We start from the raw sequence: 25322 nt of genomic DNA, 5'->3' as shown, positions 1-25322 counted from the left end.
TTCTATCGGCTGGACTCCCTCAAGCTATGTCTCGTGATGAAGAGATAAAAAATGGGGGTCCTTTTCATGAATATCAAAGTGTTAGGTGTTGCGCCGTATAAAGGGTTGGGCGATGTGTTAATCGACCTTGCCAAAGAAGAAGAAAATATGACATTCCAGCTTGTAGTCGGAGATCTCCGGTCTGGTGTTGCTCTTGCAGAACAAGCAGAAGCTCAAGGAATGGATATCATTATGAGCCGGGGCGGAACAGCTGCGCTCATTCAAAAACATGTGAACATCCCAGTAGTTGATATCCCTGTGTCAGGGTATGACTTGCTTCGTGCCTTAACACTGATAAAAGATTATCAAGGTAAAAAAGCGGTCGTGGGTTTTGAAAATATTACACAAGGTGTACGCACCATTGGGGAATTATACGGGATTAAAATTGATATTTACACAGTGCAGCAAGAGGAAGAGGTATGGGATCTCTTAAAACAATTACAAGAACAAGGGACTCAGGTCGTGCTTGGAGATGTCATTACTGATAAAGCGGCTAAAGAGCTGGGAATGCAGAGTATGCTCATTACATCAGGTCGTGAATCGGTCAAAGAAGCATTTCATCAAGCAAAACAAATGTATCGTTTATATAAAGAGGCGACAGCTGAACAGCGTCTCTTTCGTGAAATGATTGATCAAGAGCCGAAAGGGATGCTCATCATTGATCCGCACAACCAGCTACATTTTATGAATCAACAAATGAAACAATGGACAGAAAAAGGATTATTTGCACCGTCTACTTCTCATGCTGATGTGATTGCGTGGTGTCCAGCACTTGAACCGGCACTAAAGGCGATTCGAGAAGGGAAACAAAATGGCTATTCTCAAATATCCCATCAGCAGCAAGTGTGGCATGTCAAAGGAAGCATGCTATCGAAAGGCGAGTTGCTTGTCACGATTGAAAAGCCTTCGGCTGTGATGAATCAAGAAGGTCATCGTATTTGGACGCTTGCGTCGCCTATTCATTCAGAACATCCATTTGCTCTTTTTACAGATCAAAGCCCAAAAATGAAAGATGTGATCAATAGGGCAAAAGCGTTTAGTCAAACGGAGCGCTCGATTTGCCTGTATGGTGAACAAGGAACTGGTAAATCATGCCTTGCATTTGCTATCCATCAAATGAGCGAGAGGAAAAATGAGAGCTTTACGACAGTACATTGCAGACGTTTGACAGAACCGGAAGATATAAAATCAATCCCTCTGCATCAAAAAGGGACGATGTTTCTAAAGGATATTGAGAGCGTTCCAATGGATATACAGCAGCTCATTGCCGAGCAGCTGCATCATCATCAGAATATTCGCTGGATGGCTGCGTCTCAAGTGGATTTGTTCAAATTGATGCAATCTGGAGCGTTTAGTGAGGAATTATATACAGGCTTACAGGAGCTCACAATTCATGTCCCTGCGTTGTCTGAACGGCCGGAAGATATTGAGGACATGAGCAGGTTATTTATTGCGGAACTGAATTCTCTTTACGGGACGCAGGTGGTTGGGCTGTCAGCAGATGTGATTGAAGCCTTTCAACACCAGAAATTCAGAGAAAATGTCAGGCAGTTCAAGCGGATCATTGAGGAACTGGTACTGACAACAAAAAGTGGATATATCACGTTGAATAGGGCAAAGGCAGCAATTGATCAGCTTGCCTTTGAAAATGAAGAAAAACAGCTGTCCAGCTATTTGAATGGAACGCTTGATGAGATTGAAAGACGGATTATCAAAACGGTGCTGGAAGAAGAAAATATGAATCAATCAAAGGCGGCAAAGCGGTTGAATATCAACCGTACGACGCTATGGAGAAAGCTAAAGGAATAATATGTAATGAGGCCGAGGTGTCTAAATGACAAACGATCTATTAAAAAAAGGAGCGAAATTAGAGCAAAAGGTAATCATTGTGGCGGATGATTTGACAGGTGCCAACGATACAGGTGTTCAATTTGTCAAAGCGGGCTTAACAGCCTCTGTCCTGTTTCAGCCGTCATTTGAAGGCATTGACAGGTATAAAGAGGATGTGCTGATAGTGGATACCGATTCACGAAGTATGTCTTCAGAGAACGCCTACCATGAGGTCAGCCAAATGGTGCAGCCATTTCTCCAAGATGAATCGCACCTTTTCTTTAAAAAAATAGATTCAACGTTAAGAGGCAATATAGGAATTGAACTGCAAGCACTAATGGATATTGGCCCATTTGATGCGGCGGTTATCGCTCCTGCCTACCCAGATGCACAAAGAGCAACCAATAATGGCATACATTATGTGGAAGGAGTGCCTGTTCATCTGTCAGAGGCAGCAAAGGATCCGAAAACACCAGTTTTGACATCCAGCATATCAGGTTTAATTGAGGAGCAGACGAACGTCAGACCAAAAAACCTTTCTCAACAAACAATCGGCGAAGAGCTCAAAGGAATGAATGATGAGGTATCATCGTTATTGAAGCATGGTCACCAATGGTTTGTGTGTGATGCAGAAACAAGTGATGATTTAGGGCGGATTGTGGAAGTGTTTATGAAGATGGATAAAAGAATACTATGGGTCGGTTCAGCGGGACTAGCTGGTGCATTATCTGCATATGTCGCTAAAAATAGAAATACTTCTCGTCTTAAAAAACAGAGACCTGTCCTCATCGTATCTGGAAGTGCCTCTCAAAAAACAAATGAGCAGTTTGCTTATTTAAGAGAAACTCACGATTGTTTTGAGATAAAAGTGAACCCACTGAATGTATTAAACGGCCGTGAAGCATGGGAACGAAAATCAGTTCTCGATCAACTGCGTAAGCGTCAGAACGAAGATATTCTCCTTTATACAGATGCACGGCCAGAGATGGTTGAAAAGATGCTGGTTTACGGAGAAAAGAAAGGGCTGTCAAGACAAGAGGTTGGAAGTGCTTTGTCCGTCTTTCTTGGAATGATCACAAAAGACATTGTCACATTATCAGGAATGAGACGACTTTTCCTAACTGGCGGAGATACAGCGCGGGCGATTTGCCAGGAGCTTGGAGCAGGAGGTATTCGGCTGCTGAAAGAAATTGAACCTGGCATCCCGCTCGGCCAGCTCGTTGATACGAATTTATATGCGGTTACGAAAGCAGGAGCTTACGGTCAAAAAAATTCAGTACTCCACGCGGTAGAAGTGCTGAAAAAGATAGAGGGGGAAGTCGAATGTCAAAACCAATCATTGCTGTAACGATGGGAGATGCGGCTGGTGTTGGTCCTGAAATTATTTTAAAAGCTTTTCAGCAAACGCGTTTACATGAAGAAGCCGTTCTATTTGTGATCGGAGACACCAGTATATTAAATAGGGCGAAAGACTTTGTGAATACAGATGTGGAGATTGTAAGTATCATAGAACCAGAGGAAGCGGAGCAGGTGAAAGCCGGAGCTGTTCCCTGCTTAGACCTTAAGCTCTTAACGAACGAGATGCCGATTGGGGACATATCAAAAGAAGCAGGAAATGCTGCTTTCCGATATCTTGAAAAAGCCATTAGTCTTGCAAATGACCGTAGAATTGACGGCATTTGCACAGCGCCGCTAAACAAAGAGGCACTTCATAAGGCAGGTCATATGTATCCAGGACATACAGAAATTTTAGCTGACCTGACGGGTACAGAAGATTATGCGATGATGCTGGCGGCCCCTAACTTAAAGGTAGTTCATGTCACCACACATATTGGATTAATGGATGCCATTTTAAAAATTAATCCTGAGCGTGTATACACGACGATTAAGCTGGCACATGATACACTCGTCCGTTCTGGAATCTCTGACCCTAAAATTGCTGTATGCGGGATTAACCCGCATGCTGGGGAGAATGGGTTGTTTGGGAACGGAGAAGAAGAGGAGAAGATCATCCCAGCGGTTGAACTAGCACAGGAAGAAGGGATTCAAGTATTTGGGCCGCTGCCTGCTGATACCTTGTTCTTTAGGGCAGCAAGAGGTGACTTTGATATCGTTGTGGCGATGTATCATGATCAAGGGCACGGACCGATTAAGGTGCTTGGCTTAGAATCGGGTGTAAACATTACAGTTGGGCTGCCGATTATTCGTACAAGTGTCGATCATGGGACGGCATTTGATATCGCAGGAACAGGAAAAGCCGATTCTGCGAGCATGGAAGAAGCTATTAGACAGGCCATCATGCTTTCTGGTACGAGAGAAAATCAATATGAGAAGAAAAAGAGCCTTTAAGAGGAGGCTCTTTTTTTCTAGTTCATATACGTTCCGCCATTCATATTGATGGTTTCTCCTGTGATAAAATCCGACTGGTCAGAAGCTAAAAATGTCACAACATTTGCGACTTGTTCTGGTGTTCCAATCGTTTTCAAAGGAATTCTATCTAAAACCGAACGCCGGTATTCATCGCTCCACTGTTTGCTCATGTCTGTTTCGATTGGACCAGGGCAGACAGCATTCACATGAATGTGGTGCTCTGCTAATTCTTTGGCAAGATGCATCGTTAAATAATTGATGCCTGCCTTTGATGCACCGTATGCAGGTGATGCATTGTGGTGAGGGGTTTTGCCAGTTGTAGAACTCATATTGATAATCTTTCCGCCTTGTTGTTTGATCATGTCAGGAATGACCGCTTGGCACATGAGGAATGTGCCGGTCAAATTAATATCAATCAATCGTTTCCACTCATCAAGGGATGTCTCGACTGTGGATTTTCGTAAATTGATCCCAGCATTGTTGACCAGCAGATCAATCTGTCCAAAATGTGTTTTCGCTTGCTCTACGAGTGAAGAGGCTGTCTCTGGTAAACTAGCATCACCAGCAACATAAACGGCTCGTTTCTCTTTTTTATTCAGTGAGGAGCAAACCTCTTGCAGCAGCATGTCGTTCGTTCCATTGAGAACGACGTGCGCTCCTTCGCAGACAAGTGCCTCCGCAATGGCGCGGCCAATCCCTCTGCTTGCACCTGTAATGATCGCTACTTTATTTTGTAAACTCACGTACATCCCACCCATCTCTCATTTTAAAAAGCGCTTTCATTCATTATAAAACGGTATGTTTCATCATTCAACATATATAAGGGGATTATGGTAATTTTCAGTTAATGTGTTTCATAATTAAACAAATACTTCCTTTCAACTTCAGGTTATACTAAAAGGACAAAGCAGTAGAAAAGGGGGCAAACCGTTGAAACTTTATACGAAAACCGGGGATCAGGGTCAAACAGGTTTGATCGGCGGAAGAGCTGATAAAGATGATGTGAGAGTAGAGGCGTATGGAACGCTAGATGAGGCGAATAGCTTTATTGGACTCGCGCATGCAAATTTACGGCAGCATGGCGAATTGTTTCAGGATCTTTTGTCAGAGCTGATTGTTATTCAGCATGAGCTGTTTGACTGCGGCGGTGATTTGGCAGCAGTCAAACCACGTAAAGAAGGCAAATTAACAGAAGCCTCTGTGACAGCCCTTGAGAAAAGGATGGATGTCTATGTAGAAGAGGCCGCGCCACTCACCAAGTTTATTTTACCAGGCGGTCAGGAAGGCGCTGCTCTCTTACATGTGGCGCGGACAGTCGTCAGAAGAGCCGAGAGGCATATTGTGACGCTTGCAAAACAGGAGGAGATTCCAGCCGCTGCGCTCATATACGTAAACCGTCTATCCGATTATTTATTTGCAGCCGCTCGAATCGTGAATTATCGGCTTGGTGAAGCTGATGTTGAATATGAACGAAGTGCCGACGTGTTTCGTTCTAAATAAGGAAAGCACTCTTCATAGAAGAGTGCTTTTTTATTAGGTTCTGCCGCTCAGTCTGAGCATTGTTACGACTCTAGTCGCAATCAAAGATCAATCTGTGACACGTTTTGCCGGCTTTCTTTTTTGACTATAGTTAAAGCAAGGAGCAAGAAAGGAGGCATGAAGATGAAAATAACAAGTAAAACCATTATCGGTTCAATTTTATTGTTTGTCGGTTTATCCATCTTCTTTGGTGGTTCATTTGGTGGACTGATCCCGGTTTTGATTGGGGCAGGCCTCATCTATGTAGGTGTTAAAAAATACGAAAAAGGCAGTAAAACCTTAGGTGTCATTCTAGCAGTCATTGGTGTATTGATCGTCGTGCAATTTTTGCCGTTTATACTTGGCATCGCATTTGCAGGGGTACTTCTTTATTTTGGCTGGTCGATGATCAATGGTGAATCTACCAAAAAATCATCAAGCAGAGCATATATGGAGCCAAACACGGCACCTAATACGGAAGAACCGCTTCACACGTCTTTTGATCAAGAATGGGAAGACTTTTTAAAGAAAAAATAAAAGGAGGAACATCAAATGGTATTAAAAAGAGTAAGAGATATGTTTGTTGCAACTGTCAATGAAGGCTTAGATAAATTGGAGAATCCGCGTGTCATGCTGAATCAATACGTTCGTGATATGGAGGATGATGTTGCGAAAGCGAAACATGCCATCATCAAACAGCAAACGATTCAGCAAGGCTTCCTGCGCAAAGCAGAAGAGACGGAAGCATTTGCTGAAAAGCGAAAGAAGCAGGCCGAGCTGGCATATCATGCGGGAGAAGAGGAGCTTGCACGAAAAGCGCTCACAGAAATGAAGTATTTTGAAGAAAAGCACAACGAATATCAGGAAGCCTACCAGCAATCTGTGAAACAATTGAAAGAGCTGAAAGAGCAATTGCAGCACTTAGAAACGAAGCTGCGTGATATAAAAGACAAGAAGCAGGCACTGATTGCAAGAGCCAATGCCGCACAGGCAAAGCAGCATATGAATGATTCCATCAATAAAGTAGACAGTGAAAGTGCATATAAAGAGTTTCTCCGAATGGAGAACCGTATTGAAGAAATGGAAACAAAAGCAGGCAGCTATGCACAATTTGCGGATCAAGGTGCATATGCTCATTTAGATTATGCCGACGAGGTTGAAAAAGAATGGCAGAAGCTGAAGCTCGAGAAAAAGCCTGAACAACAGCAAGCGAACGTATAGAGATCACATCGGAAGAAAAGCAGGCTTTTTCTTCCGATATTTGATTTCTTTCTGTTTCGCTTTTCCTTATAATGAAAAGGTCAGAAGATAAAGGGATGGTATGAATGAAGCGATTAATCGGTCTAATTTGTATACTTGTAGGTATCTTTTTAATGATTGGCATGCTTTTTAAAAATGAAGATCTCTTTCATTTAAGTTTTTCCCGTGAAAAACCAGTGACAAAAGCTTCAGCGAAAAAAGAGGAGATTGATCAATTAGATATTTCTCTTTCTGGGTTTCGCGTGAAGGTAAAACCTGAAAATCGTTCCGATATTTCCGTGACTGCTGTCAATGGAAAAGGGAAAATGTATGCGGAGCAAACAGGCGGTACCTTTAAAATTCGCGCTGAAAATAAAAGCTTCTTGTTTTTCACTCAATTTGAAAAAGGAGAGCTTTTAGTTAAAATCCCAACAGATTATCATAAAAATGTGAAGATTACGGGTGGAAGCGGAGTCAGCGAGATGAACGGAGAAGGAAAGCTGTCCCTTCAAGATGTGATACTCAAATCAACGAGCGGAAACCTCACAGCTGAGAATTTCTCAGCCAAAAATGTGGAAATCAAAGCAACCTCTGGCAGGCTGGCAGTGTCGCACATCGATGCGAAGGATAGTGATATTGGGGCAACTTCAGGGCGTGCCGATATTAATGATGTCAAAGGCGAGCTGCAATTGGGCATGACAAGCGGCCGGTTGACAGCAAGTTTTGATACAATTGAGTCACCTGTCTCCTTTCATATGACATCAGGGAGCGCGAAATTTAATTTGCCAGATGACGGAGATTTCAACGTTCAGGTGAAAAAAACAAGTGGAAGCGTCGATCACTCGTATGACTTTGATCAAGTGGATAGTGAAGGTCGAGGCTTTACAGGTACGCGGGGGAAAGGGACACATTTAGTCGATATTGAAATGACAAGTGGTAACCTCAAGCTGCGGTAATGAATGAAAGAAAGGAAGGAGGCGAGTCAACTGCGTTTTACAAGGAATCAAATTTTAGGCATCATTGTCGTGATATTTGGTATTAATTTATTTCTCAAAATTATTGGGATCGGAGCAGATTTGTTTTGGCCTGTGTTTTTTGCGCTGGCAGGTTATTGGCTGCACTCACGATCCAAACGTTGGCTCGGTTCAGTTTCCTATATTTTTGCCGGCTTTCTCTTCTTAAAATTTCTGCTCAATATTACATTTAGTTTAACAGGTTACTTATTTGCGGCCTTCTTGATTTATGCCGGCTATCGCTTATTGAAAAATAAACCTGTTTTTGATGTCGATAAAAAAGAAACATCAGACGACGGGAAGCCTTCACTGAAAGTCAATCTTGAAAAAAAGGACGATCAGAAAAAAACAAAAAGCCAGACAAAGCCGCGCAAAGAGCATGACTTTTTTATCGGTGAAGTCAGGCTGATGAAAAAGCCGTTTCAATTAAGTGATTTGACGATTTCAGGTTTTATTGGCGATGTTAAAATCGATTTATCAAAGGCGATCATCGCAGAAGAAGAGAGTACGATCGTGATTAGCGGGCTGATCGGAGATGTGGATATTTACGTACCGCAGGATATTGAAGTGTGTGTGAGTGCTTCCGCCGCGATTGGTGATATGAAAATCATAGATGAAAAAAGAAGCGGGTTCGGCAGTAAAGTGTACGTGATGACCAACGATTACGATGAGAGCAAACGAAAAGTGAAAATCTCCATCTCTCTATTGATCGGAGATGTGGATGTGAGATACTTATGAGGAAATTCCATTTAGGCCTCCAGTGGCAATCTGTTCGTCTTGGCGTCGGTATCTCGCTCGGTGTTGTGACGATGACGACACTGCCGATGTTTTTTTATTATCAGCTTGATCCGATGATCCTGCTTTCTACCCGCTGGTTTGGCATACCGTTTTTTTGTATTTTACTCATCGTTAGTCTTGCGATTGGGATTTCTGCCGGGAGTGTATTTGGCTATCAGCATAAGAAGCGCCTCGATCAGCTTGTAGAGTCGATTTTGAAATTTGAAAATGGAAACTTTGCATACAGACTGCCGTCTCTTGGCGACGATGAAATTGGCTTAGCCGCCGATCAATTAAATGAAATGGCGAAGCGGGTGGAAGGGCAAGTAGCCTCTCTGCAAAAGCTTTCAAATGAACGGGCTGAATGGCAGGTTCAAATGAAGAAATCGGTCGTCTCAGAAGAGCGGCAGCGGCTTGCACGAGAGCTCCATGATGCGGTCAGTCAGCAGTTATTTGCGATTTCGATGATGACTTCAGCTATTCTTGAAGGCATGAAGGAAAAGGATGAAAAGATATTAAAGCAAATGCAGCTTGTCGAACGAATGGCTGGCGATGCACAAAATGAGATGCGTGCTCTTCTGCTTCATCTAAGACCGATCACGCTAGAAGGAAAAGACCTGAAAAAAGGCTTAATTGAACTGCTAAATGAATTTCAAGCAAAGCAGCCGATTGATATTGATTGGGAAATCGAAGATGATGTTCCGTTATCTAAAGGAGTAGAGGACCACCTCTTCCGAATTGTGCAAGAAGCCCTGTCTAATGTATTTAGGCATGCAAAGGCGACAAAGGTAACTGTGCGCCTGCTCATAAGAAACCGGCAAGTGCAGCTAAAGATTATTGATAATGGTATCGGCTTTCAAACAGACCATGTGAAGACAGCCTCCTACGGACTTGAATCGATTCGAGAGAGAACAAGTGAAGTAGGCGGTGTCGCAGAGATTATGTCATTTGAGGGAAAAGGCACACAAATTGATGTGAAGGTTCCCATTTTTGATGAAGGAAAAGGAGAGAACGTTCGATGATTCGAGTGCTTTTAATCGACGATCACGAAATGGTGAGAATGGGTCTTGCGGCCTTTTTAGAGGCGCAGGCTGATATTGAAGTCATTGGTGAAGCGTCAGATGGACAAAAAGGTGTAGAGCTAGCCGTTGAATTAAAGCCAGATGTGATTTTAATGGATCTTGTCATGGAGGGGATGGATGGCATCGAAGCAACGAAAAGAATTTGTCAGGAAATTGAAGATGCCAAGATTATCGTTCTGACGAGCTTTATTGACGATGATAAAGTCTATCCAGTGATTGAGGCGGGTGCTTTAAGCTATTTATTAAAAACATCCAAGGCAGGAGAAATTGCTGATGCCATCAGATCTGCAAGTATCGGCGAACCAAGACTTGAATCAAAAGTGGCTGGAAAGGTCATGAATAAACTCCGTCATTCATCAAATGGGTCCATCCTTCACGATTCATTAACGGCAAGAGAAATGGAGATCTTGAAGCTGATTGCGGATGGGAAATCGAATAAGGTCATTGCCGAGGAATTATTTATTACAATTAAAACGGTGAAGACCCATATTACCAACATTCTTTCCAAACTTGATGTGGAAGATCGAACGCAGGCGGCTGTGTATGCGCACCGTCATAAGCTGATTCAATAAAAAAACAGCTTTCAAGTGAAAGCTGCTAGAACATGCGTAAAATTAGTCCTTCTGTCCTGTGATCGGACGTTCGGATAGTTGATGGAGCTCAGGAACTGGAAAAGCCTCCTGCTCCTTGGCCGGTTTTTCTTCCAGGGTTTTCTTCATTTCGGATAAAAGCTTTACGCTCTCCTTTGCTGCTGCCGCTTTTTTTTCCTGCAAATCAATGATCTGTGAAAGTCCGACGAATAATCCGCCTCCCAACAGAAGGAGCGCAGGGGTTTGTCCATAATAAACCACGATCAAAAATGTGCTTGAAAAGCTGTCGGCTTCAATGAAGAAATCTTCTTTTGATTGCGTGAATACAACGATTAACAGAAGTATCCCTAGAATCAAAAATAGAATGCCGGCCGAAAGTAAAGCTCGTTTCATGATTGACACCCTTTTTTTCTTACCATTTTAACATACTCTATAAAGATTGTGTTGCGCCCTTAGTCCCGAAGTCACGGATTTTCACATTTGCTTTGTAACGAATGTCCGATTCACTAAATATTTCATCCCAATGCTTCGCTTCTTTTCGAAAGTCCTTTGGATACGCAATACTCGCTTTTTGATAAAACCTGCAAATATCTGCTTTGATCTCATGCTGTAATTCCCCAATGAAATCTTTTACGTTTTTCTCTAATCGACGCTCCACAACACCTTCAATCTCTTGGAGATACTTTTCATTAAATGCATTTTCCCGCTCATTCCAATCCTCAGATAATCTTCCTTCAAGCGCCACTGACACATTAAATTGATATTTTCCGCTGGCTGTTTTATTCGTTTCAATGTTGTGTTTCAGTTTAAAAATCTCAAAAGAATAGATGCTGTGATCATATTCAAATTCAATGACTCCGCCTTCTCCGTCTCCGGTCAACAGGTTATACGACTGCACGGCTAACGGAGAGATGTTGGTGAGAAATCGTCTGTTCTTTATAATAGAGGCTCCGTCCAGCATTAATTTCCCTTGATCCACACCGACTTTCGGAACAGCAAAAGATACGTTGTTTTGCATAGCAGAAGAAATATCTCCTAATGAAGCGGGCTTGAGCATACGTATAGTCGATTTAGTATTCCTAGAAATATCATATAATGTAGAAGAAGCTGGCTGTCCATCGTCATTGATTTTCAGCAAGTCCCCAGGCTTCTCAGAAGTCATAAAGACAAGGCTTCCTCTCCGTGTTTCATTGTCGCGAATAAATTGATTAATGACGAGGTCGAAATTATTCTCATTGATGAGCTCCTCAGAAAATAAATACACCCTCAGCTGCTGGGCGAAAATCCGGTGACTCTTGAGCGTTGTTGTTCGGAATATTTGATGTACGGAATCACCACTAGTTTCAATAATCTTTGTTGGGTCTTTTACGCTGGATTCTTGCTCAATTTTTTGAGGAACAAGGACTTGCATAGATATTTTAAGCTTATGACCGTCATCTCCTTTATCTAAGCCAAAACCAATCGCCATGTTGAGCTCCTCAATATTGGTACTATCCCAGCATCCACTTAATAGAACAAGGGCCAGGTATGCAAAGGCCGCCTTTTTTTTCATGCTGCTTTCCGCCTCCTTTTAAAAAACACGATGATAAATAAGAGAAACGGGAGGATGCCGAATAAAAGGAAAAATAAATGGTTCACATAGGTTAAATAATCACGCACTGTATCAACATCCTTTGGGAAAACGGCGGCAAAGTAGATGACAATTCCCATCAACGTGAGTACGACTTTTTTGGGTAATTTTGTTAGTTTGGATACCCCCATTGCAGCAAAAAACGTATATCCTACAAAGCTCGTATAAAGCTGAACAAGCCAAACGATAAGCAAAAAAGATTCAATTCGCTCAATAAAAATCCCCTGTATATCGAACGATTGAAATAAAGCAATCGTCGGCCAAGTCAACGTCGCAGTTTCTTTCACCGTGAACGCACCAACCACAAGAATATAAGTGAAAATATAGATGATCGCAGGAATCAAAAAGCCGATTGCGCCATAAGCAAAGGTGTGTTTTTGCGTGTTCATATAGACAGGCATAAACAGCATCATTTCAATGCCGACAAACGAAATGGCTGATGCGTTAAGGGATTTGAAGACAGGGGAGAATCCCTCTCCTAAAACAGGCCGGAGGTTATCTAACTTAAATTCTTGAACACTGAGTCCATATGCAACAAATAAGATAATCAAGGTCACAATGAGGAAAAAAGGGCACAGTCTGGCAAAATCACCAATCCCGCCGACTACGAGATAAAGACCAACCAAAATAAAGCTGATCATTGTCACCGCTACAGGTGTGTTTTGAAGCAGAAAGAACTTCACCATTTCTGACATAGCCCGTACTTCATAGCTGGCAACGCCAAGAAAATAAACAATAATGAGCAGGTTAGCAAGAGCACCAATCCACTTTCCAAGCCCCTCATTTGTATAATCATAGTAAGAGGAGAAGGGGACTTTTTTCATCATAAGGACATTCACAAAAATAAATACAATGTAAATGACGCTCATGAGTAAGAGTGCAATCCAGCCATCAGGTGTAGTTGCAGCCTGTGCCATTGCTCTGGGCAGAATCATCATACTTGCACCTAATGTTGTATTGGCAATAATGGCACTTGCCTGATAGCTGGTGATCGACTCTTTATGATTGACCATATCGTTCTCCTTTCTTTTGATTTTTCAAAGGCAATCGAATGATGGAATTGTCTTCATTTTTATAGCTGAACACAAAGTCTGGCGAAAAATAAGGCGTACCAAAACTTTTTTGCCGTGTTAAATGGGTAAGGAGAACGAGCATGAACAGCACAATCCCATATAAACCCAAAGTAGCTGCCGTAAACATGGACACAAAGCGGAGCACGCGAAACGACATGCCCATCCCGTATTGAGGCACAGTAAAGGAAGCAAGGGCAATCACACTGACGATTATCACCATAATCGAGCTCACAATATGAGCCTGAACGGCCGCCTGCCCAATGACGACTCCGCCTACAAGTCCAATCGTTTGACCGAGCGGATTTGGCAGCCTTAAACCAGCTTCCCGCAGCAGCTCAATCGTTATCTCCATGATGAGTGCCTCCACAATAGGCGGAAAGGGGACATTTTCTCTTGTACTTGAGATCGAAATAGCCAGTGTTGTTGGTAAAAGTCCTTGATGGAAGGACACAAGCGCAATATAAATGGCTGATAAAAATAATGTCAGAAAGATAGAGGTAAACCGCAGCATACGAATGAGAGAGGCGGCGATCCACCTTTCATAATAATCATCAGGTGATTGCATAATCGTCGCGAGAGAAGCAGGTACAATTAACACAAAAGGTGAATGATCAACAAAAATGGCGACACGTCCATTATTTAAAGCAGATGCCACTTTATCCGGCCGTTCTGTGTTTTGGATTTGCGGGAAAGGCGAGTACACATTGTCCTCAATCAGTTCCTCAAGAACACCAGAATCTTGTATATCATCAATCGTGACCTGTTTGAGCCTTTTTTTCACTTCTTTTAAAACAGACGATTGAGCCATACCGTCAATGTACATGATGGTCACTTGGGTGTACTTTTTTTGACCAATTTTCATGTCGACGGTTTTAAGATCGGGGTTTTTCAAGCGCTGCCTCACAAGAGCTAAGTTCGTATCTAAATCTTCAATAAAGCCAATTTTCGGGCCTCTCACAATTGTTTCAGAGGTAGCATCACCTATACTGCGTTTCTTCGTTCCATGCGTTTCTAAAATATACGCATGCTGAAATCCGTTAATCAGTACCACACAATGCCCTTCAAAAATCGCATCGACCAATTCCTCGGAGGTCTTCACCGAACGGGTGGTCATCATCGATAAATTGGATTCCAGCTTCTCTTTTGTGAGAGACGTATGATCTTGGAGAAGCAGCTTTAAAAAGGTTTGAATCTCCATCGTTTCGTTCATTTCTTTTATGTATAAATAGTAAACCACCTGTCCGTGAGGCAGTGTTTTTTTCTCATGGACCAAATCGTCCATTTCTTTTAATTGTGGAAGGATGACGGAGAGATTATCGTATAAGTGCTCTTTTAATGGAGTCTGATTCATTCTGGTCACCCGCCTCAAATCTTTTTCTTAGCATTACCTGCTTGAAAAAACAATATTCTGTGTTACATTATTTTGTGGTAAAAGAAAGAATGAGGGTTTTGGAGGAAACAAGATGGCACAGATTCGTTTAGCAGGAACAAAAGAGGAGATCGACCGTATTCTACAGTCATTTGACAAGCATTATGAGGTGACCTATACATCAAAGGATTACGGAAAAACGAACCCAAAATACAAATATTCGAAGGATGTTCGCGTTTATATTGAACTAAAATTAAAATAAAGATAAAATTTTAATTGAAAACGCTTAAAGGATTTTCGTTTTTTGTATAGAATAGAGTTGAGTGATGAGAAGCTATGGAGGGATACATAATGACAGAATTTAGAATCGAAAAAGATACAATGGGCGAAATCAAAGTGCCAAAGGACAAGTTCTGGGGTGCACAAACACAACGAAGCAAAGAAAATTTCAAAATCGGTTCTGAGAAAATGCCAAAGGAAGTTGTGAATGCGTTTGCAATTTTGAAACGTAGCACAGCGATTGCGAACGAACGACTTGGCAACCTTGAAAGCGAAAAAGCAGAAGCAATTGCTGCTGTATGTGATGATATCATCAGCGGAAAGTATGACGAGCATTTCCCGCTTGTTGTTTGGCAGACAGGCAGTGGAACACAAAGTAACATGAACATGAACGAAGTCGTTGCAAACAGAGCAACTGCTTACTTGAAAGATAAAAATAGCGAGTTCAGCATTCACCCGAATGATGACGTTAACCGCAGCCAAAGCTCAAATGATACATTCCCAACGGCTATGCACGTGGCAGCTGTTTTAGCTGTGTACAAAAAATTGCTGCCTGCAATTGACCAGTTAAGAACAACTCTTGATGAGAAAGCAAAAGCGTATCAAGAGATTGTGAAAATCGGCCGTACGCACTTGCAGGATGCAACACCGCTGACAGTTGGTCAAGAGATTAGCGGCTGGGTATACATGCTGGATCGTTCAAAAGAAATGATTCTAGAATCAACTGAAAAAATGAGAGAATTAGCCATTGGCGGAACTGCTGTTGGTACAGGAATTAACGCACATCCTGAGTTCGGTCAATATGTTGCTGAGGAAATCAGCCAGCTGACAGGTCAAACTTTCAATTCTTCACCAAACAAATTCCATGCGCTGACAAGCCATGATGAAATTACGTATGCACACGGTGCCTTAAAAGCACTTGCAGCTGATTTAATGAAAATTGCCAATGATGTAAGATGGCTTGCAAGTGGTCCTCGCTGCGGAATTGGCGAATTGATCATTCCTGAAAATGAGCCGGGAAGCTCCATTATGCCAGGAAAAGTCAACCCAACCCAAAGTGAAGCATTAACTATGATTGCAGCGCAAATCATGGGGAATGATGCCACAATCGGTTTTGCGGCAAGCCAAGGAAACTTTGAGCTGAACGTATTTAAGCCAGTCATCATTTATAACTTCCTGCAATCAGTTGAACTACTTGCTGACGGTATGAACTCATTCCATGACAAGTGTGCAGTTGGAATCGAACCAAACCTTGAAACGATTGAGGAAAACTTGAACAATTCATTGATGCTTGTGACGGCACTAAACCCGCACATCGGATATGAAAATGCAGCGAAAATTGCAAAGCTTGCGCACAAAGAAGGATTAACACTAAAAGAAGCAGCACTTCAATTAGAGCTGTTAACTGAAGAGCAATTCGAGCAATTTGTGAAACCAGAGGAAATGGTGACACCGAAAGCAAAATAAGAAACCAGGGGCGGCTGCCCCTGGTTTTTATGTGGGAAGATATTTGAGGTGAATAGTTGTGAGAACAATAAAGACAAGATTTATTAGATGGCTGCGGACACGTGATGTTGAATTCTTTCAAGTAATGTCCCCAGATACGGAGGAGTCAGCTTTTTTGTTATATATTGATCAAAGACGGCCCGAGGGTGTGAATCATATTGATATATTTTTGATCTCTCATTTTGAGCTGTCAGAATAGTCGTATGAAGATGTTCTAAGTTTCAATAACGATATGCTAGGCTTTAAACCAACCTGTTCGTATTGTATGGACACACTGTCGATAGAGGAAGAATTTGAATTTGATTTTCCTTGTGACATGCTTGCTGTTCAAAGATATGTAGATGACTTACTAAATAGAGTTCAAGCCAGCAAACTTCCTGAACTGACACATAAGGATTTTGATTTTTTATCACAACAATAAACCCAGGGCATCCCCTGGGTTTTACAAATGATCCTCTTTCAAAATACGCAAAAGTGAATCAGAATTGGTTTGAAGCGGTGCATATAATTTCAATTGGTACAGCATGCCTTTCACGATGACTTGTCTTGGTTTTTGTTTGTTTAATTCATTTTCCAGGATGCCAAGCGCTTCAAATAACTCAGGCTCGTCTTTCACTTCATAGTGTGCTTCAGCAATCTCTCTTAATTCCTTTAAAAGAGATTCTGTGAGCGGATCGAATGACCGTTCATAAATTGGGCCAAACCAATCGCTCGCTTGATCTACAGAAATGAGAGGAAGATCATTTCGCTTCATCATACCGCCCATCAAATCATCGATACGATGAATCATGGTTTTGGCAAGCTCTTCTGCTTCCAGCTGAAAATCATATAAAATGGCAAGCTCGAAATAAACGTGGCTCATGCCCTCAATCGTCAAACATAAATCAGCCATATATGGAATAGCAGCGTCTCCATACACTTGTTTAATGTTATCGATGTGAAGCTGGATGGTTGCAAGCCTAATTTGTTTTGCGAGCTGCTGCGTTTCTTCATTCAATGGAAGCGCCCTGTCGCTCAGCTGCATTTTAATAAAATCCTTTTGCTGCAAAATATTATCGTAATAGACAGTGAGCTGTTTGCGGTAGGCTTCTTTTGGTGTGCCGCCCTCTGTTTGAACCTCATGAATCCGGGTAAATACCTTATCATAATAGTAATGAAGGATCGAAATGAGCAGTGCTTCCTTTGATTTAAAATAAAGATAAAAAGCACCCTTTGACATGTGGCATTCATCTGCAATTTCCTGAACAGACGTTGTGTTATAGCCTTTGCTGGCAAATAATTTCATGCCAGCCTCAATGATCATTTTTTCTTTCTTTTTCAAAATGAATGTCATCCTTTCTTACCGAGAGACAAATGTCTTAGGAAACGTGCGCAAAGAGATGTGACTTATCGGTCATAAACGACGAAAGTTTTCAAAAATTAATCAGATTGTAACTTGTTTTTTACAGTGTAATTCTTTATATTATAAAGTAAGGTGACCAACTGGTCAAAATATGTGAAAGGATGATGTTCCATGAGAGAAATCGATGATATGATTAGACGCCTGCGAACAAAAGGGATTCAAGTAGAAAAAGTCAAAATGCCGAAAGAGACAACCATTGAAAAGAAATGGATGTATCAAGCTGGCAAAAAGATCAAAGCCACATACCGTGATTTCAATGGGTATTCATTCATCTAAAAAAGACTGCGGTCAAAAACCTACAGTCTCTTCTTTGGAACCATAATTGTATAACGTACACCTAGATCATCATTTTCAATAAATATGGACGCTTGATGCATTGAAAGAATTCTTTTGACAATGCTTAATCCAATACCGAATTCGCCCTTTTTTCCCTTACTAAAAGGCTCGTATAGGTTGGACAGCATATGTTCTTCAATTGGAGGACCGTCATTACGAATGACAATGCGGATTTGATCCTCTTCCTGTTTCATCTGAATATCAATCTTACTTTTTGCGTACCGAAGTTGATTTTCTAGTACATTCTCAAATAATTTACTCCATTGTTCTGGATCGCCTTCAAGAGCAGCCTCATCATCTAAGTCCACGTTCCACTGCAATTCATTTTTCGACCAGCGTATTCGGTCGACCACTTCCAGCATCGTATTACTGAGTAGGAAGGAAGAATGTGCGGGATGTTGTTTTGATAAATAATCAAGCTTTGTTAAGTACAGCAGATCCTTGATTTTCTTCTCAAGCTTTTCCGCTTCACCTTCAATGACTTCCACCGTTTGTTCAAGATCTCCCTTAGGAAAAATACCATCTTTAATGGACTGAGTGTAGCCGCGGATGACCATGACAGGTGTCTTTAAGTCATGTGAAATATTCTGCAAAAGTGTCCGTTCTGTTTCATCTTTTTGAATGAGTTTTTGTCTCATTTCTTCAATGGTATGACCAAGTTTGCCAATTTCATCTTGCCGGTCAACGATGACAGGATCGTCCCAGTCCTCTTGTGCAATCCGTTTGACGTGCTTTTCAAACGCAACGATTGGTCGGGATAAATAGCGGGCAAGCCAAATCGATGGAATCCAGCTTAGTAAAATAACGGTGCCTAAGATAAAGATCAGCTGTTTAAACAGCGTAAAGGACAGGTCATCTCGATAAGAATCTGGTGCATAGGACAGAAGAATATATTGTGTATTGCCTGATGATACCTTTTTGATGACAAAAAAGATATGCTGGCCGTTCACCTCTTCAGAATACCGTTTCGTTGCGCTTTTCTGTTTTTTCACAAACGATTGGATTTTCTCAATAAAAGCATGCGGAAAAAACTGCGCCATTTGATCTAATTCATCTGATGGGATCAAAATGTGCTGCACGGAGCGGTTTTCCGGTGTCGATTTTGGCGAGCCGTCTCGGTTCAATGGATATTCTGTCAGCACTTGCTGTTCATTTTCGATATTTTTATAAATTTCATTTGTGAAGAAGTCACGTAATGTATTGGAAAATAGAATAATCAGGACAATGGAAATGGTGAGCAAAATGCCAGAGATCACGACCCAAATTTGAAAAGCGAGCGGTTTGTTCTTCATCCTTTCAGCATCCTATAGCCAAATCCATAGATGGTCTCGACCTTTAAGTCGGGCATTTTTTTGCGCAGCCGTCTGACAAGGTCATCCACCACACGATCTGTCCCGAAGTAATCGTGTCCCCAAATCTTGACGAGGATATCTTCACGAGAAAAAGCATGTCCCTGGTGATGTGTAAATAAAAGCAGCAAGTCAAATTCCTTAGAAGTTAAGTTAATGAGCTGTCCCTCTTCATAGACCTCTCTTACATCCTCATGAATGACATAAGAAGAAACTGAAGTGACGCTTTGCTGCGGTGTATCGCTGTTTTTATACACAAGCTCCAGCAGCTTTTGAACCCGAATGATCAGCTCACGCGGAAGAAACGGCTTCGCAATATAATCACTGCTTCCCAGCTCTAAACCGAGGACACGGTCGATATCTGCATCCCGGGCTGAAATGAAAATGACCGGTACGTCAGGTGATGCGGCTTTAATTTCTTTAATGAGGGTATAGCCGTCTGTATCAGGCAGCATGATATCTAAAATCCATAGATGCGGCGGCTTGTTCATTGCCTCGCGTGCCGCTTCTCCGGTTAAAAAAGAGGAGACATTCCAACCTTCACTCTCTAAATATTTGGTTAACAGTTCATTTAAATTTTGTTCATCTTCAACTAAATAAATGGTGTACGACAAAGTCTTCCACATCCTCTCAACGTCATTATAACGGGATACGAAGGCGGCATGTCAACAATCACACGCTTTTTTCACAATTTCACATATTCTTCTCATCATTATCCCATAATGTTTGATTATGATAAGGTCAAGGGAAAAAAGGGCATAGACAAAAGGCGGATGAATAGGTGCTTTTCATCAATGTGCGCACCTTGCTTTTTTTCTATGAATAAGTATTATATAATTTGACATATTGCCATAAAGTATTTTTCAATGATCTTTCCATTAAGAGGACCTGAAGTCCTATCTAGACATATGAATGAAACATGATGTAAAGGAGTGCAAGCGATGGATTTCCGAAGAGAAGATGAAGAGAATAAGATGAATCATCATGAAAACGCGAATCAAGACAATGAAATGAATCAGCAAAAAGATACCTATCCAGAGAATGAGAAACAAATAGACGCACCAGAAAAAGAGAAGGAACTTGTTTTTCACCAGCATGAAAACGAAGCATCTGCCACTCAGGAGAGTGTGACAAATCATTCTCCTCAAATGGTGGATGACCGTGCGTCGAAAAAAGAGAAAAAGCGGAAGGCGGCATGGCTGAGCCCGATTCTTGGAGGAATTATTGGCGGTGGTCTTGTACTTGGCATTACACCGCTTTTGCCGCAGTCACAGGATACAGCTGCCAACACGCAAACGCAGACAGCATCAAGCGAGCCGGCAGCCTCAGATAATTTCTCGACAAAACAAATCACCAATGCCACAAATGTGGCTGATATGGTAGAAGATTTAGAGCCAACCATTGTTGGGGTCTCAAACTATCAATCTACACAAAATTCGTTTGGCCTGAGCGGTGATCAAACAGAAGCTGAAGCTGGAACAGGCTCTGGTGTCATCTTCAAAAAAGATGGCAAAAAAGCGTACATTATTACAAATAACCATGTTGTCGAAGGTGCCAATAAAATCAAGGTCACCCTTTATGATGGAAAAACGAAAGACGCAAAGCTTGTCGGCAGTGATGTCATGACAGATTTAGCCGTTGTTGAAATGAACGCAGACGGTATTGATAAAGTGGCGAGCTTTGGTGATTCTTCTAAGCTTCGTGCTGGAGATAAAGTCATTGCCATTGGGAATCCGCTCGGTGCACAGTTCTCAGGTACTGTGACAGAAGGAATTATTAGTGGTCTTGATCGTACTGTAGAAGCAAATACGTCATCTGGTACGGTGGAGATGAATGTGCTGCAAACAGATGCAGCGATTAACCCAGGAAACAGCGGGGGGCCACTGATCAATACTGACGGTCAAGTCATTGGCATCAACAGCTTGAAAATCAGCGAAAGCGGTGTGGAATCACTCGGATTTGCGATCCCAAGTAACGATGTCAAACCGATTGTAGATGAGCTGTTGAAAAATGGAAAAGTTGAACGTCCATACCTTGGCGTACAAATGATTGACCTTGAGCAAGTGCCTGAGACATATCAGGAAAATACGCTCGGCTTATTTGATAAACAAATCGGCAAAGGCATTTACGTAAAGGATGTTTCAAAAGGTTCACCTGCACAAAAAGCAGGCTTGAAATCTGGAGATGTCATCATCAAGTTCAAAGGGAAAGACGTAGTGAACAGCTCTCAGCTGAAAGAAATTCTTTACAAAGAAACAAAAGTCGGCGATAAAACCACAATGACTGTCATCCGTGAAGGAAAGAACAAAAATCTAGATATTACCCTTGGACAGTCAGATAGCGAATAAATAAAAAAACAGGTGGATGTCAACATATCCACCTGTTTTTTTGTGCTTATTTTTTTGAAGAGAGTGTACGTAGTATGATCCGTTCCCACATGTTCCAAGGCAGAAGCTGCTTTGCTGTGAATGAAAGCCGTACGCCTTTTCCAACAAGATATCTCAGCCGTTTCAGCCGCTTCTTTTCTGCTAATCGTACAACAAGCTCTGCCACTTCACGAGGATCTCCATAGTTGGATTTCTGGGCATCAATATGGGCCATCATCTTTTGATAGAGTTTTGTGTATTTCGATCCTTCTGCTGGCTGAATCATTTGCTCTTTCATGGAGGTGTTCCAAATATTCGTCTGGAAAGAGCCCGGCTCGATCAAGGCCGCCTGTATACCGAACGAAGCCAGTTCAATCCGCAAGCTTTCTGTATAGCCTTCCAACGCAAACTTAGACGATACATATGGAGAAAGTGCAGGCATCCCCATTAATCCGCTGATGCTGCTCATATTGAAAATCTTTGCACCACTCGTCATAAACGGCAGCACTGCTTGGGTCATTTCCATCACACCGAAGACATTCACTTCAAATTGCTGGCGGTACGTGTCGACAGGAACCTCCTCCGCAAAACCAGCAAAGGCTGTTCCCGCATTGTTCACAAGCAGGGTAATGGGTGCATAGGCATGAAGCTTCTTCTGAAATGCTTGAATCGACTGCGTATCGGTCACATCTAACGCTTCAATATGTATCATGCCAGATAAAGAGTCTTGATCAATTTCTTCAGCGAGCTTTTTGGCATTGGTTTCCTGTCTGACGCCGGCAATCACTGTATAGCCCCGCTTGGCGAGACGCATCGTGATGAGCTTGCCAAAGCCGCTATTGGCACCAGTTACAATGGCTGTTCTTTTCATCATCCCATTCTCCTTTTTGTTTCAATTTATCATAGTGCGATGTTTTATTGAATAACGAAAAGGAGCTTGGAGAAGAATAAAAAGCGATGCTGTGAAATAGGAGGAAACACATGATGTGTTGGAAGAAGGCGGGACGAATAGGAGTGCTGCTCTTTATGCTGTCCGGCTGTCAATCAGTTGAACCGTTACAACAAACACATGAAGCAGAAGCAGAAAGTCTGTCAGCTGTTCAAATGAAGGAACTGCCATTTCAGCATGTGCATCTGCATGTACAATATGGACAGAAAAACGAATTATACGAAGCGACTTATCGTCAGGCAAGAGGCAAAGAGGAAGCGATCATCCGTGATCATATGAATGGGGTCCGCTATGAAGGAGAAGAAGCCTTGCGCGAAATGAAGATGAAGCTGAATGATATGTCGATTCCTAGTGAAAAGATCAATGAAGTGTATGTAAAGGAACTATTAGCTGCTTTTAATTTAGATGATGATTATCAGCGGATACAGATCGATCTGAAGCTAGAAGATGGGACCAAACGTACATTCCAAAGGAAGAAATAAACGAGAGTTTCTCATTTTTTAATTGAAAATGATTTTCAAGATCACTTAAATCTGATACACTAAATTGAGATAAGTGATCTTTTACGTCTGTACATAGACGATATTTCATATAAAAATTTGGATGAGAAAAGGAGCGTTTGAGCGGAATGAGTGCCATTTCTACTGAAGGTTTAAGCTTAGGCTACGGAGAAACAATGATCATCGATGAACTAAATGTATCAATCCCTAAGGGTGAAATCACAGTATTTATTGGCAGTAATGGATGCGGTAAATCCACGCTACTTCGCTCTTTGGCCCGTCTCATGAAGCCAATGGGTGGTTCTGTCCTGCTTGAAGGTCATTCCATTGCAAAATTACCTACAAAAGAAGTAGCAAAACAACTCGCCATTCTTCCACAAGGACCAGAAGCGCCAGAAGGATTAACCGTGCATCAGTTAGTGAAGCAAGGCAGATATCCTTATCAAAATTGGCTGAAGCAGTGGTCGAAGCAAGATGAAGAAGCAGTGAACCGCGCATTAAAGTCAACAAAGATGGAAGACCTTGCTGATCGGACCGTTGATTCATTATCAGGTGGACAAAGGCAGCGTGCATGGATTGCGATGACGCTGGCCCAAGAGACCGATATTATTTTGTTAGATGAGCCGACGACATATTTAGACATGACACATCAAATCGAAATTTTGGACCTTCTGTTTGATTTAAATGAGAAAGAGCAGCGCACAATTGTGATGGTTCTTCATGACCTCAATCTTGCATGCAGATATGCTCATCATCTTGTGGCGATTAAAGACAAGTCAATCTATGCAGAAGGCAGACCAGAAACAGTGATTAATTGTGATCTCGTGAAAAATGTCTTTGATATGAATTGCCAAGTGACAACAGATCCTTTATTTGGAACACCATTATGTATTCCGCACGGTAGAGGACGCTGTATTGTGCAGCAAGCGCAAGCTGAAACATTTCTTGCTGCAAGATAATCGTATGTCAAAAGCCTGACATCTGTATCTCACAGAGTCAGGCTTTTTTCTGAAAAAGGAGCGGAATATCAATGGGAAATGAATTAGATGAAAAGCTGGAAGGCTTGCTTGATAAATATACAGAGCTGCTGCTTGGTGAATCAACAGACGAGCTGAAACAAGATGTGAAACAGTGGGTGATCTACTCTCATATTGCAAAAAGCATGCCGCCGCTAGCAAAGCATTTCAATGAAACGTATCCAGAAGCAAAAGAAGAAATCAAACACACGATTCAACGGATCAAACAGTTGAACGAAGCTCATCGCGCCAATAAAGACCGTTAAAAAACTGCCAGCACTAGACTGGCAGTTTTTTTCTTATGACATTTGTGATGAACCGTACGGCGATTGATCTGTCAGTGTTTGCTGGAATTTCTGGTGTGCCTGCTGGAGCTTTTGCTGATCAGCGGCTTCAACAGAATACCAGCCATATCGGAACATGACATCATATAAATGTCTTTGTGTTTTCTGTGTTTCCAGTGCAATTCGCTGAATATCCTGATAAAGAGATTCATGACTGAATTCATTGAGCGCTGTGTTGTATCCACTTGTCATATATTTTTCAGTCGACAAGAGATCTGTGACAAAATCACGATCGTTCATGTTGGTTGTTGTGGGAACGGGAGTTTGTGGATTCCCGATTTTTTGTTGGTTTTGCTGTTCCATGTTTTTTCCTCCTATTGCATAAAGCCAGTAGACTGGCCTTGCCCTGAGCTGCCTAAATGCTGAAGAATTTGTGTGTAATGCTGATGATGCATTTGCCCAACTTGATTCAATTCTTGTTTCAAGGTTTGGTCCTGGCAATGCTCGGCCATAAAATGAGCCTTTTTCATGGCGATCAAGTTCCAGTTGAGCATATCCTCTAAGTACAAGGAATCCTTCACTGAAATGACTTCTGGGGGCATATTCATTTGCTGATTGTTCAACTTGTGTTCCTCCTTACGAATTTGTTTCCTTACTGATTCTTTTTATATTGCTGATTTTGACTGGTTTTTTTCCCGCCAAGGTCTGCTTCCTGTGATGGACCTGCGTTTCCTTTTACACTTGCAGCACTTACGCCTGCTTTCGATGGGTTTTTCTTCAAACGAGACATGTGGACATCACCTCC

At 41.9% G+C, this 25322-nt stretch carries 29 protein-coding genes; 17 read left to right on the top strand and 12 right to left on the bottom strand.

From position 1 onward, the window contains the following. Window positions 1-66: 66 nt before the first annotated feature. From AAYR28_RS15245 to pdxA, 3 genes are read left to right on the top strand one after another with little or no spacing between them, the layout of a single operon-like run. Window positions 67-1848, top strand: coding sequence for a sigma-54-dependent Fis family transcriptional regulator (locus AAYR28_RS15245; protein ID WP_183002021.1), 1782 nt, complete (start codon window positions 67-69; stop codon window positions 1846-1848). Between the two features lie 25 nt (window positions 1849-1873). Next, window positions 1874-3217 carry a four-carbon acid sugar kinase family protein gene (locus tag AAYR28_RS15240; protein WP_120207659.1) on the top strand — a complete coding sequence of 448 codons (1344 nt, stop codon included), beginning with the start codon at window positions 1874-1876 and terminating at the stop codon, window positions 3215-3217. After that, complete coding sequence (pdxA, locus tag AAYR28_RS15235; RefSeq protein WP_101676465.1) at window positions 3193-4218, top strand: 4-hydroxythreonine-4-phosphate dehydrogenase PdxA; 1026 nt, start codon at window positions 3193-3195, stop codon at window positions 4216-4218. The genes AAYR28_RS15240 and pdxA overlap by 25 nt, the downstream gene beginning before the upstream one ends. A gap of 17 nt (window positions 4219-4235) precedes the next feature. Here the strand turns inward: pdxA and AAYR28_RS15230 are convergent, their stop codons facing one another. Further along, window positions 4236-4982, bottom strand: a complete 747-nt coding sequence (locus AAYR28_RS15230; protein ID WP_254001437.1) for an SDR family NAD(P)-dependent oxidoreductase — start codon at window positions 4980-4982, stop codon at window positions 4236-4238. Window positions 4983-5169: 187 nt separating this feature from the next. Between AAYR28_RS15230 and AAYR28_RS15225 the strand changes: the two genes are divergently transcribed. The 7 genes from AAYR28_RS15225 (at window position 5170) to AAYR28_RS15195 (ending at window position 10440) form a co-directional block, all read left to right on the top strand. Further along, window positions 5170-5739: a cob(I)yrinic acid a,c-diamide adenosyltransferase gene (locus tag AAYR28_RS15225; protein WP_345808879.1), complete on the top strand. Its 570-nt coding sequence runs from the start codon at window positions 5170-5172 to the stop codon at window positions 5737-5739. Between the two features lie 162 nt (window positions 5740-5901). Continuing rightward, window positions 5902-6294, top strand: coding sequence for a membrane protein (locus tag AAYR28_RS15220; protein ID WP_041115718.1), 393 nt, complete (start codon window positions 5902-5904; stop codon window positions 6292-6294). A gap of 15 nt (window positions 6295-6309) precedes the next feature. Beyond that, entirely contained in the window at window positions 6310-6978 is a 669-nt protein-coding gene (gene liaH, locus AAYR28_RS15215; RefSeq protein ID WP_345808878.1) for a stress responsive protein LiaH, read from the top strand. A gap of 104 nt (window positions 6979-7082) precedes the next feature. Next, window positions 7083-7952 (top strand): LiaG family protein, encoded by an 870-nt coding sequence (liaG, locus tag AAYR28_RS15210; RefSeq protein ID WP_041115720.1) that lies wholly within the window; start codon window positions 7083-7085, stop codon window positions 7950-7952. A gap of 3 nt (window positions 7953-7955) precedes the next feature. Further along, window positions 7956-8747, top strand: a complete 792-nt coding sequence (gene liaF / locus AAYR28_RS15205; protein WP_170825847.1) for a cell wall-active antibiotics response protein LiaF — start codon at window positions 7956-7958, stop codon at window positions 8745-8747. Next, the gene (gene liaS / locus AAYR28_RS15200) at window positions 8744-9808 is read left to right on the top strand and encodes a two-component system sensor histidine kinase LiaS (RefSeq protein WP_034280874.1); all 1065 of its coding nucleotides are present in this window, start codon (window positions 8744-8746) and stop codon (window positions 9806-9808) included. The genes liaF and liaS overlap by 4 nt, the downstream gene beginning before the upstream one ends. Beyond that, window positions 9805-10440 (top strand): response regulator, encoded by a 636-nt coding sequence (locus tag AAYR28_RS15195; protein WP_024423423.1) that lies wholly within the window; start codon window positions 9805-9807, stop codon window positions 10438-10440. The genes liaS and AAYR28_RS15195 overlap by 4 nt, the downstream gene beginning before the upstream one ends. 42 nt (window positions 10441-10482) lie before the next feature. On the opposite strand, the gene AAYR28_RS15190 is transcribed toward AAYR28_RS15195, so the two are convergent. The 4 genes from AAYR28_RS15190 to AAYR28_RS15175 are packed head-to-tail and all read right to left on the bottom strand — an operon-like array spanning window position 10483 to window position 14512. Further along, a complete protein-coding gene (locus tag AAYR28_RS15190) occupies window positions 10483-10851 on the bottom strand; it encodes a hypothetical protein (protein WP_034280872.1) in 369 nt (122 codons plus the stop codon). 37 nt (window positions 10852-10888) lie between these two features. Then, entirely contained in the window at window positions 10889-12010 is a 1122-nt protein-coding gene (locus AAYR28_RS15185; protein WP_081124817.1) for a Ger(x)C family spore germination protein, read from the bottom strand. Beyond that, complete coding sequence (locus tag AAYR28_RS15180; RefSeq protein ID WP_034280869.1) at window positions 12007-13101, bottom strand: GerAB/ArcD/ProY family transporter; 1095 nt, start codon at window positions 13099-13101, stop codon at window positions 12007-12009. Before AAYR28_RS15180 ends, AAYR28_RS15185 begins: the two co-directional genes overlap by 4 nt. Then, window positions 13088-14512, bottom strand: a complete 1425-nt coding sequence (locus tag AAYR28_RS15175; RefSeq protein ID WP_070326006.1) for a spore germination protein — start codon at window positions 14510-14512, stop codon at window positions 13088-13090. The genes AAYR28_RS15180 and AAYR28_RS15175 overlap by 14 nt, the downstream gene beginning before the upstream one ends. 112 nt (window positions 14513-14624) lie before the next feature. Here AAYR28_RS15175 and AAYR28_RS15170 point away from each other — a divergent pair, with 112 nt between their 5' ends. Together AAYR28_RS15170 and fumC are read left to right on the top strand one after the other, a co-directional pair. Then, window positions 14625-14792: a YvzF family protein gene (locus AAYR28_RS15170; protein WP_003213147.1), complete on the top strand. Its 168-nt coding sequence runs from the start codon at window positions 14625-14627 to the stop codon at window positions 14790-14792. Window positions 14793-14881: 89 nt separating this feature from the next. Continuing rightward, window positions 14882-16276 carry a class II fumarate hydratase gene (gene fumC / locus AAYR28_RS15165; protein ID WP_342492065.1) on the top strand — a complete coding sequence of 465 codons (1395 nt, stop codon included), beginning with the start codon at window positions 14882-14884 and terminating at the stop codon, window positions 16274-16276. A gap of 481 nt (window positions 16277-16757) precedes the next feature. On the opposite strand, the gene AAYR28_RS15160 is transcribed toward fumC, so the two are convergent. Beyond that, entirely contained in the window at window positions 16758-17636 is an 879-nt protein-coding gene (locus tag AAYR28_RS15160) for a TetR/AcrR family transcriptional regulator (RefSeq protein ID WP_034280864.1), read from the bottom strand. Between the two features lie 192 nt (window positions 17637-17828). Here AAYR28_RS15160 and spxO point away from each other — a divergent pair, with 192 nt between their 5' ends. After that, a complete protein-coding gene (spxO, locus tag AAYR28_RS15155; RefSeq protein ID WP_003212782.1) occupies window positions 17829-17993 on the top strand; it encodes an anti-adapter protein SpxO in 165 nt (54 codons plus the stop codon). 20 nt (window positions 17994-18013) lie between these two features. Here spxO and AAYR28_RS15150 read toward each other — a convergent pair whose 3' ends face one another. Together AAYR28_RS15150 and AAYR28_RS15145 are read right to left on the bottom strand one after the other, a co-directional pair. Continuing rightward, a complete protein-coding gene (locus tag AAYR28_RS15150; RefSeq protein ID WP_061110059.1) occupies window positions 18014-19345 on the bottom strand; it encodes a HAMP domain-containing sensor histidine kinase in 1332 nt (443 codons plus the stop codon). After that, on the bottom strand, window positions 19342-20016 hold the full coding sequence (locus AAYR28_RS15145) for a response regulator transcription factor (protein WP_034280861.1): 675 nt from the start codon (window positions 20014-20016) through the stop codon (window positions 19342-19344). Before AAYR28_RS15145 ends, AAYR28_RS15150 begins: the two co-directional genes overlap by 4 nt. A gap of 327 nt (window positions 20017-20343) precedes the next feature. Between AAYR28_RS15145 and AAYR28_RS15140 the strand changes: the two genes are divergently transcribed. Next, the gene (locus AAYR28_RS15140) at window positions 20344-21750 is read left to right on the top strand and encodes a S1C family serine protease (protein WP_034280859.1); all 1407 of its coding nucleotides are present in this window, start codon (window positions 20344-20346) and stop codon (window positions 21748-21750) included. 46 nt (window positions 21751-21796) lie between these two features. Here the strand turns inward: AAYR28_RS15140 and AAYR28_RS15135 are convergent, their stop codons facing one another. Further along, window positions 21797-22639 (bottom strand): oxidoreductase, encoded by an 843-nt coding sequence (locus tag AAYR28_RS15135; protein ID WP_101676461.1) that lies wholly within the window; start codon window positions 22637-22639, stop codon window positions 21797-21799. A gap of 113 nt (window positions 22640-22752) precedes the next feature. Here AAYR28_RS15135 and AAYR28_RS15130 point away from each other — a divergent pair, with 113 nt between their 5' ends. The 3 genes from AAYR28_RS15130 (at window position 22753) to AAYR28_RS15120 (ending at window position 24499) form a co-directional block, all read left to right on the top strand. After that, window positions 22753-23199, top strand: coding sequence for a YusW family protein (locus AAYR28_RS15130; RefSeq protein ID WP_176544474.1), 447 nt, complete (start codon window positions 22753-22755; stop codon window positions 23197-23199). Window positions 23200-23345: 146 nt separating this feature from the next. Beyond that, window positions 23346-24176: an ABC transporter ATP-binding protein gene (locus tag AAYR28_RS15125; protein WP_008347057.1), complete on the top strand. Its 831-nt coding sequence runs from the start codon at window positions 23346-23348 to the stop codon at window positions 24174-24176. A 71-nt stretch (window positions 24177-24247) separates the two neighbouring features. Next, the gene (locus tag AAYR28_RS15120; RefSeq protein ID WP_024423411.1) at window positions 24248-24499 is read left to right on the top strand and encodes a YusU family protein; all 252 of its coding nucleotides are present in this window, start codon (window positions 24248-24250) and stop codon (window positions 24497-24499) included. Between the two features lie 33 nt (window positions 24500-24532). Here the strand turns inward: AAYR28_RS15120 and AAYR28_RS15115 are convergent, their stop codons facing one another. The 3 genes from AAYR28_RS15115 to AAYR28_RS15105 are packed head-to-tail and all read right to left on the bottom strand — an operon-like array spanning window position 24533 to window position 25307. Beyond that, window positions 24533-24880: a spore coat protein gene (locus AAYR28_RS15115; RefSeq protein WP_024423410.1), complete on the bottom strand. Its 348-nt coding sequence runs from the start codon at window positions 24878-24880 to the stop codon at window positions 24533-24535. A gap of 11 nt (window positions 24881-24891) precedes the next feature. Then, window positions 24892-25125: a hypothetical protein gene (locus AAYR28_RS15110; RefSeq protein WP_224426662.1), complete on the bottom strand. Its 234-nt coding sequence runs from the start codon at window positions 25123-25125 to the stop codon at window positions 24892-24894. 44 nt (window positions 25126-25169) lie between these two features. Continuing rightward, window positions 25170-25307 carry a YuzL family protein gene (locus tag AAYR28_RS15105; protein ID WP_003212904.1) on the bottom strand — a complete coding sequence of 46 codons (138 nt, stop codon included), beginning with the start codon at window positions 25305-25307 and terminating at the stop codon, window positions 25170-25172. Window positions 25308-25322: the final 15 nt, after the last annotated feature.

The organism is Bacillus safensis (genome assembly GCF_039619585.1).
Lineage (GTDB): Bacteria > Bacillota > Bacilli > Bacillales > Bacillaceae > Bacillus > Bacillus safensis.
This window is presented reverse-complemented; position numbering and strand designations above follow the sequence as displayed.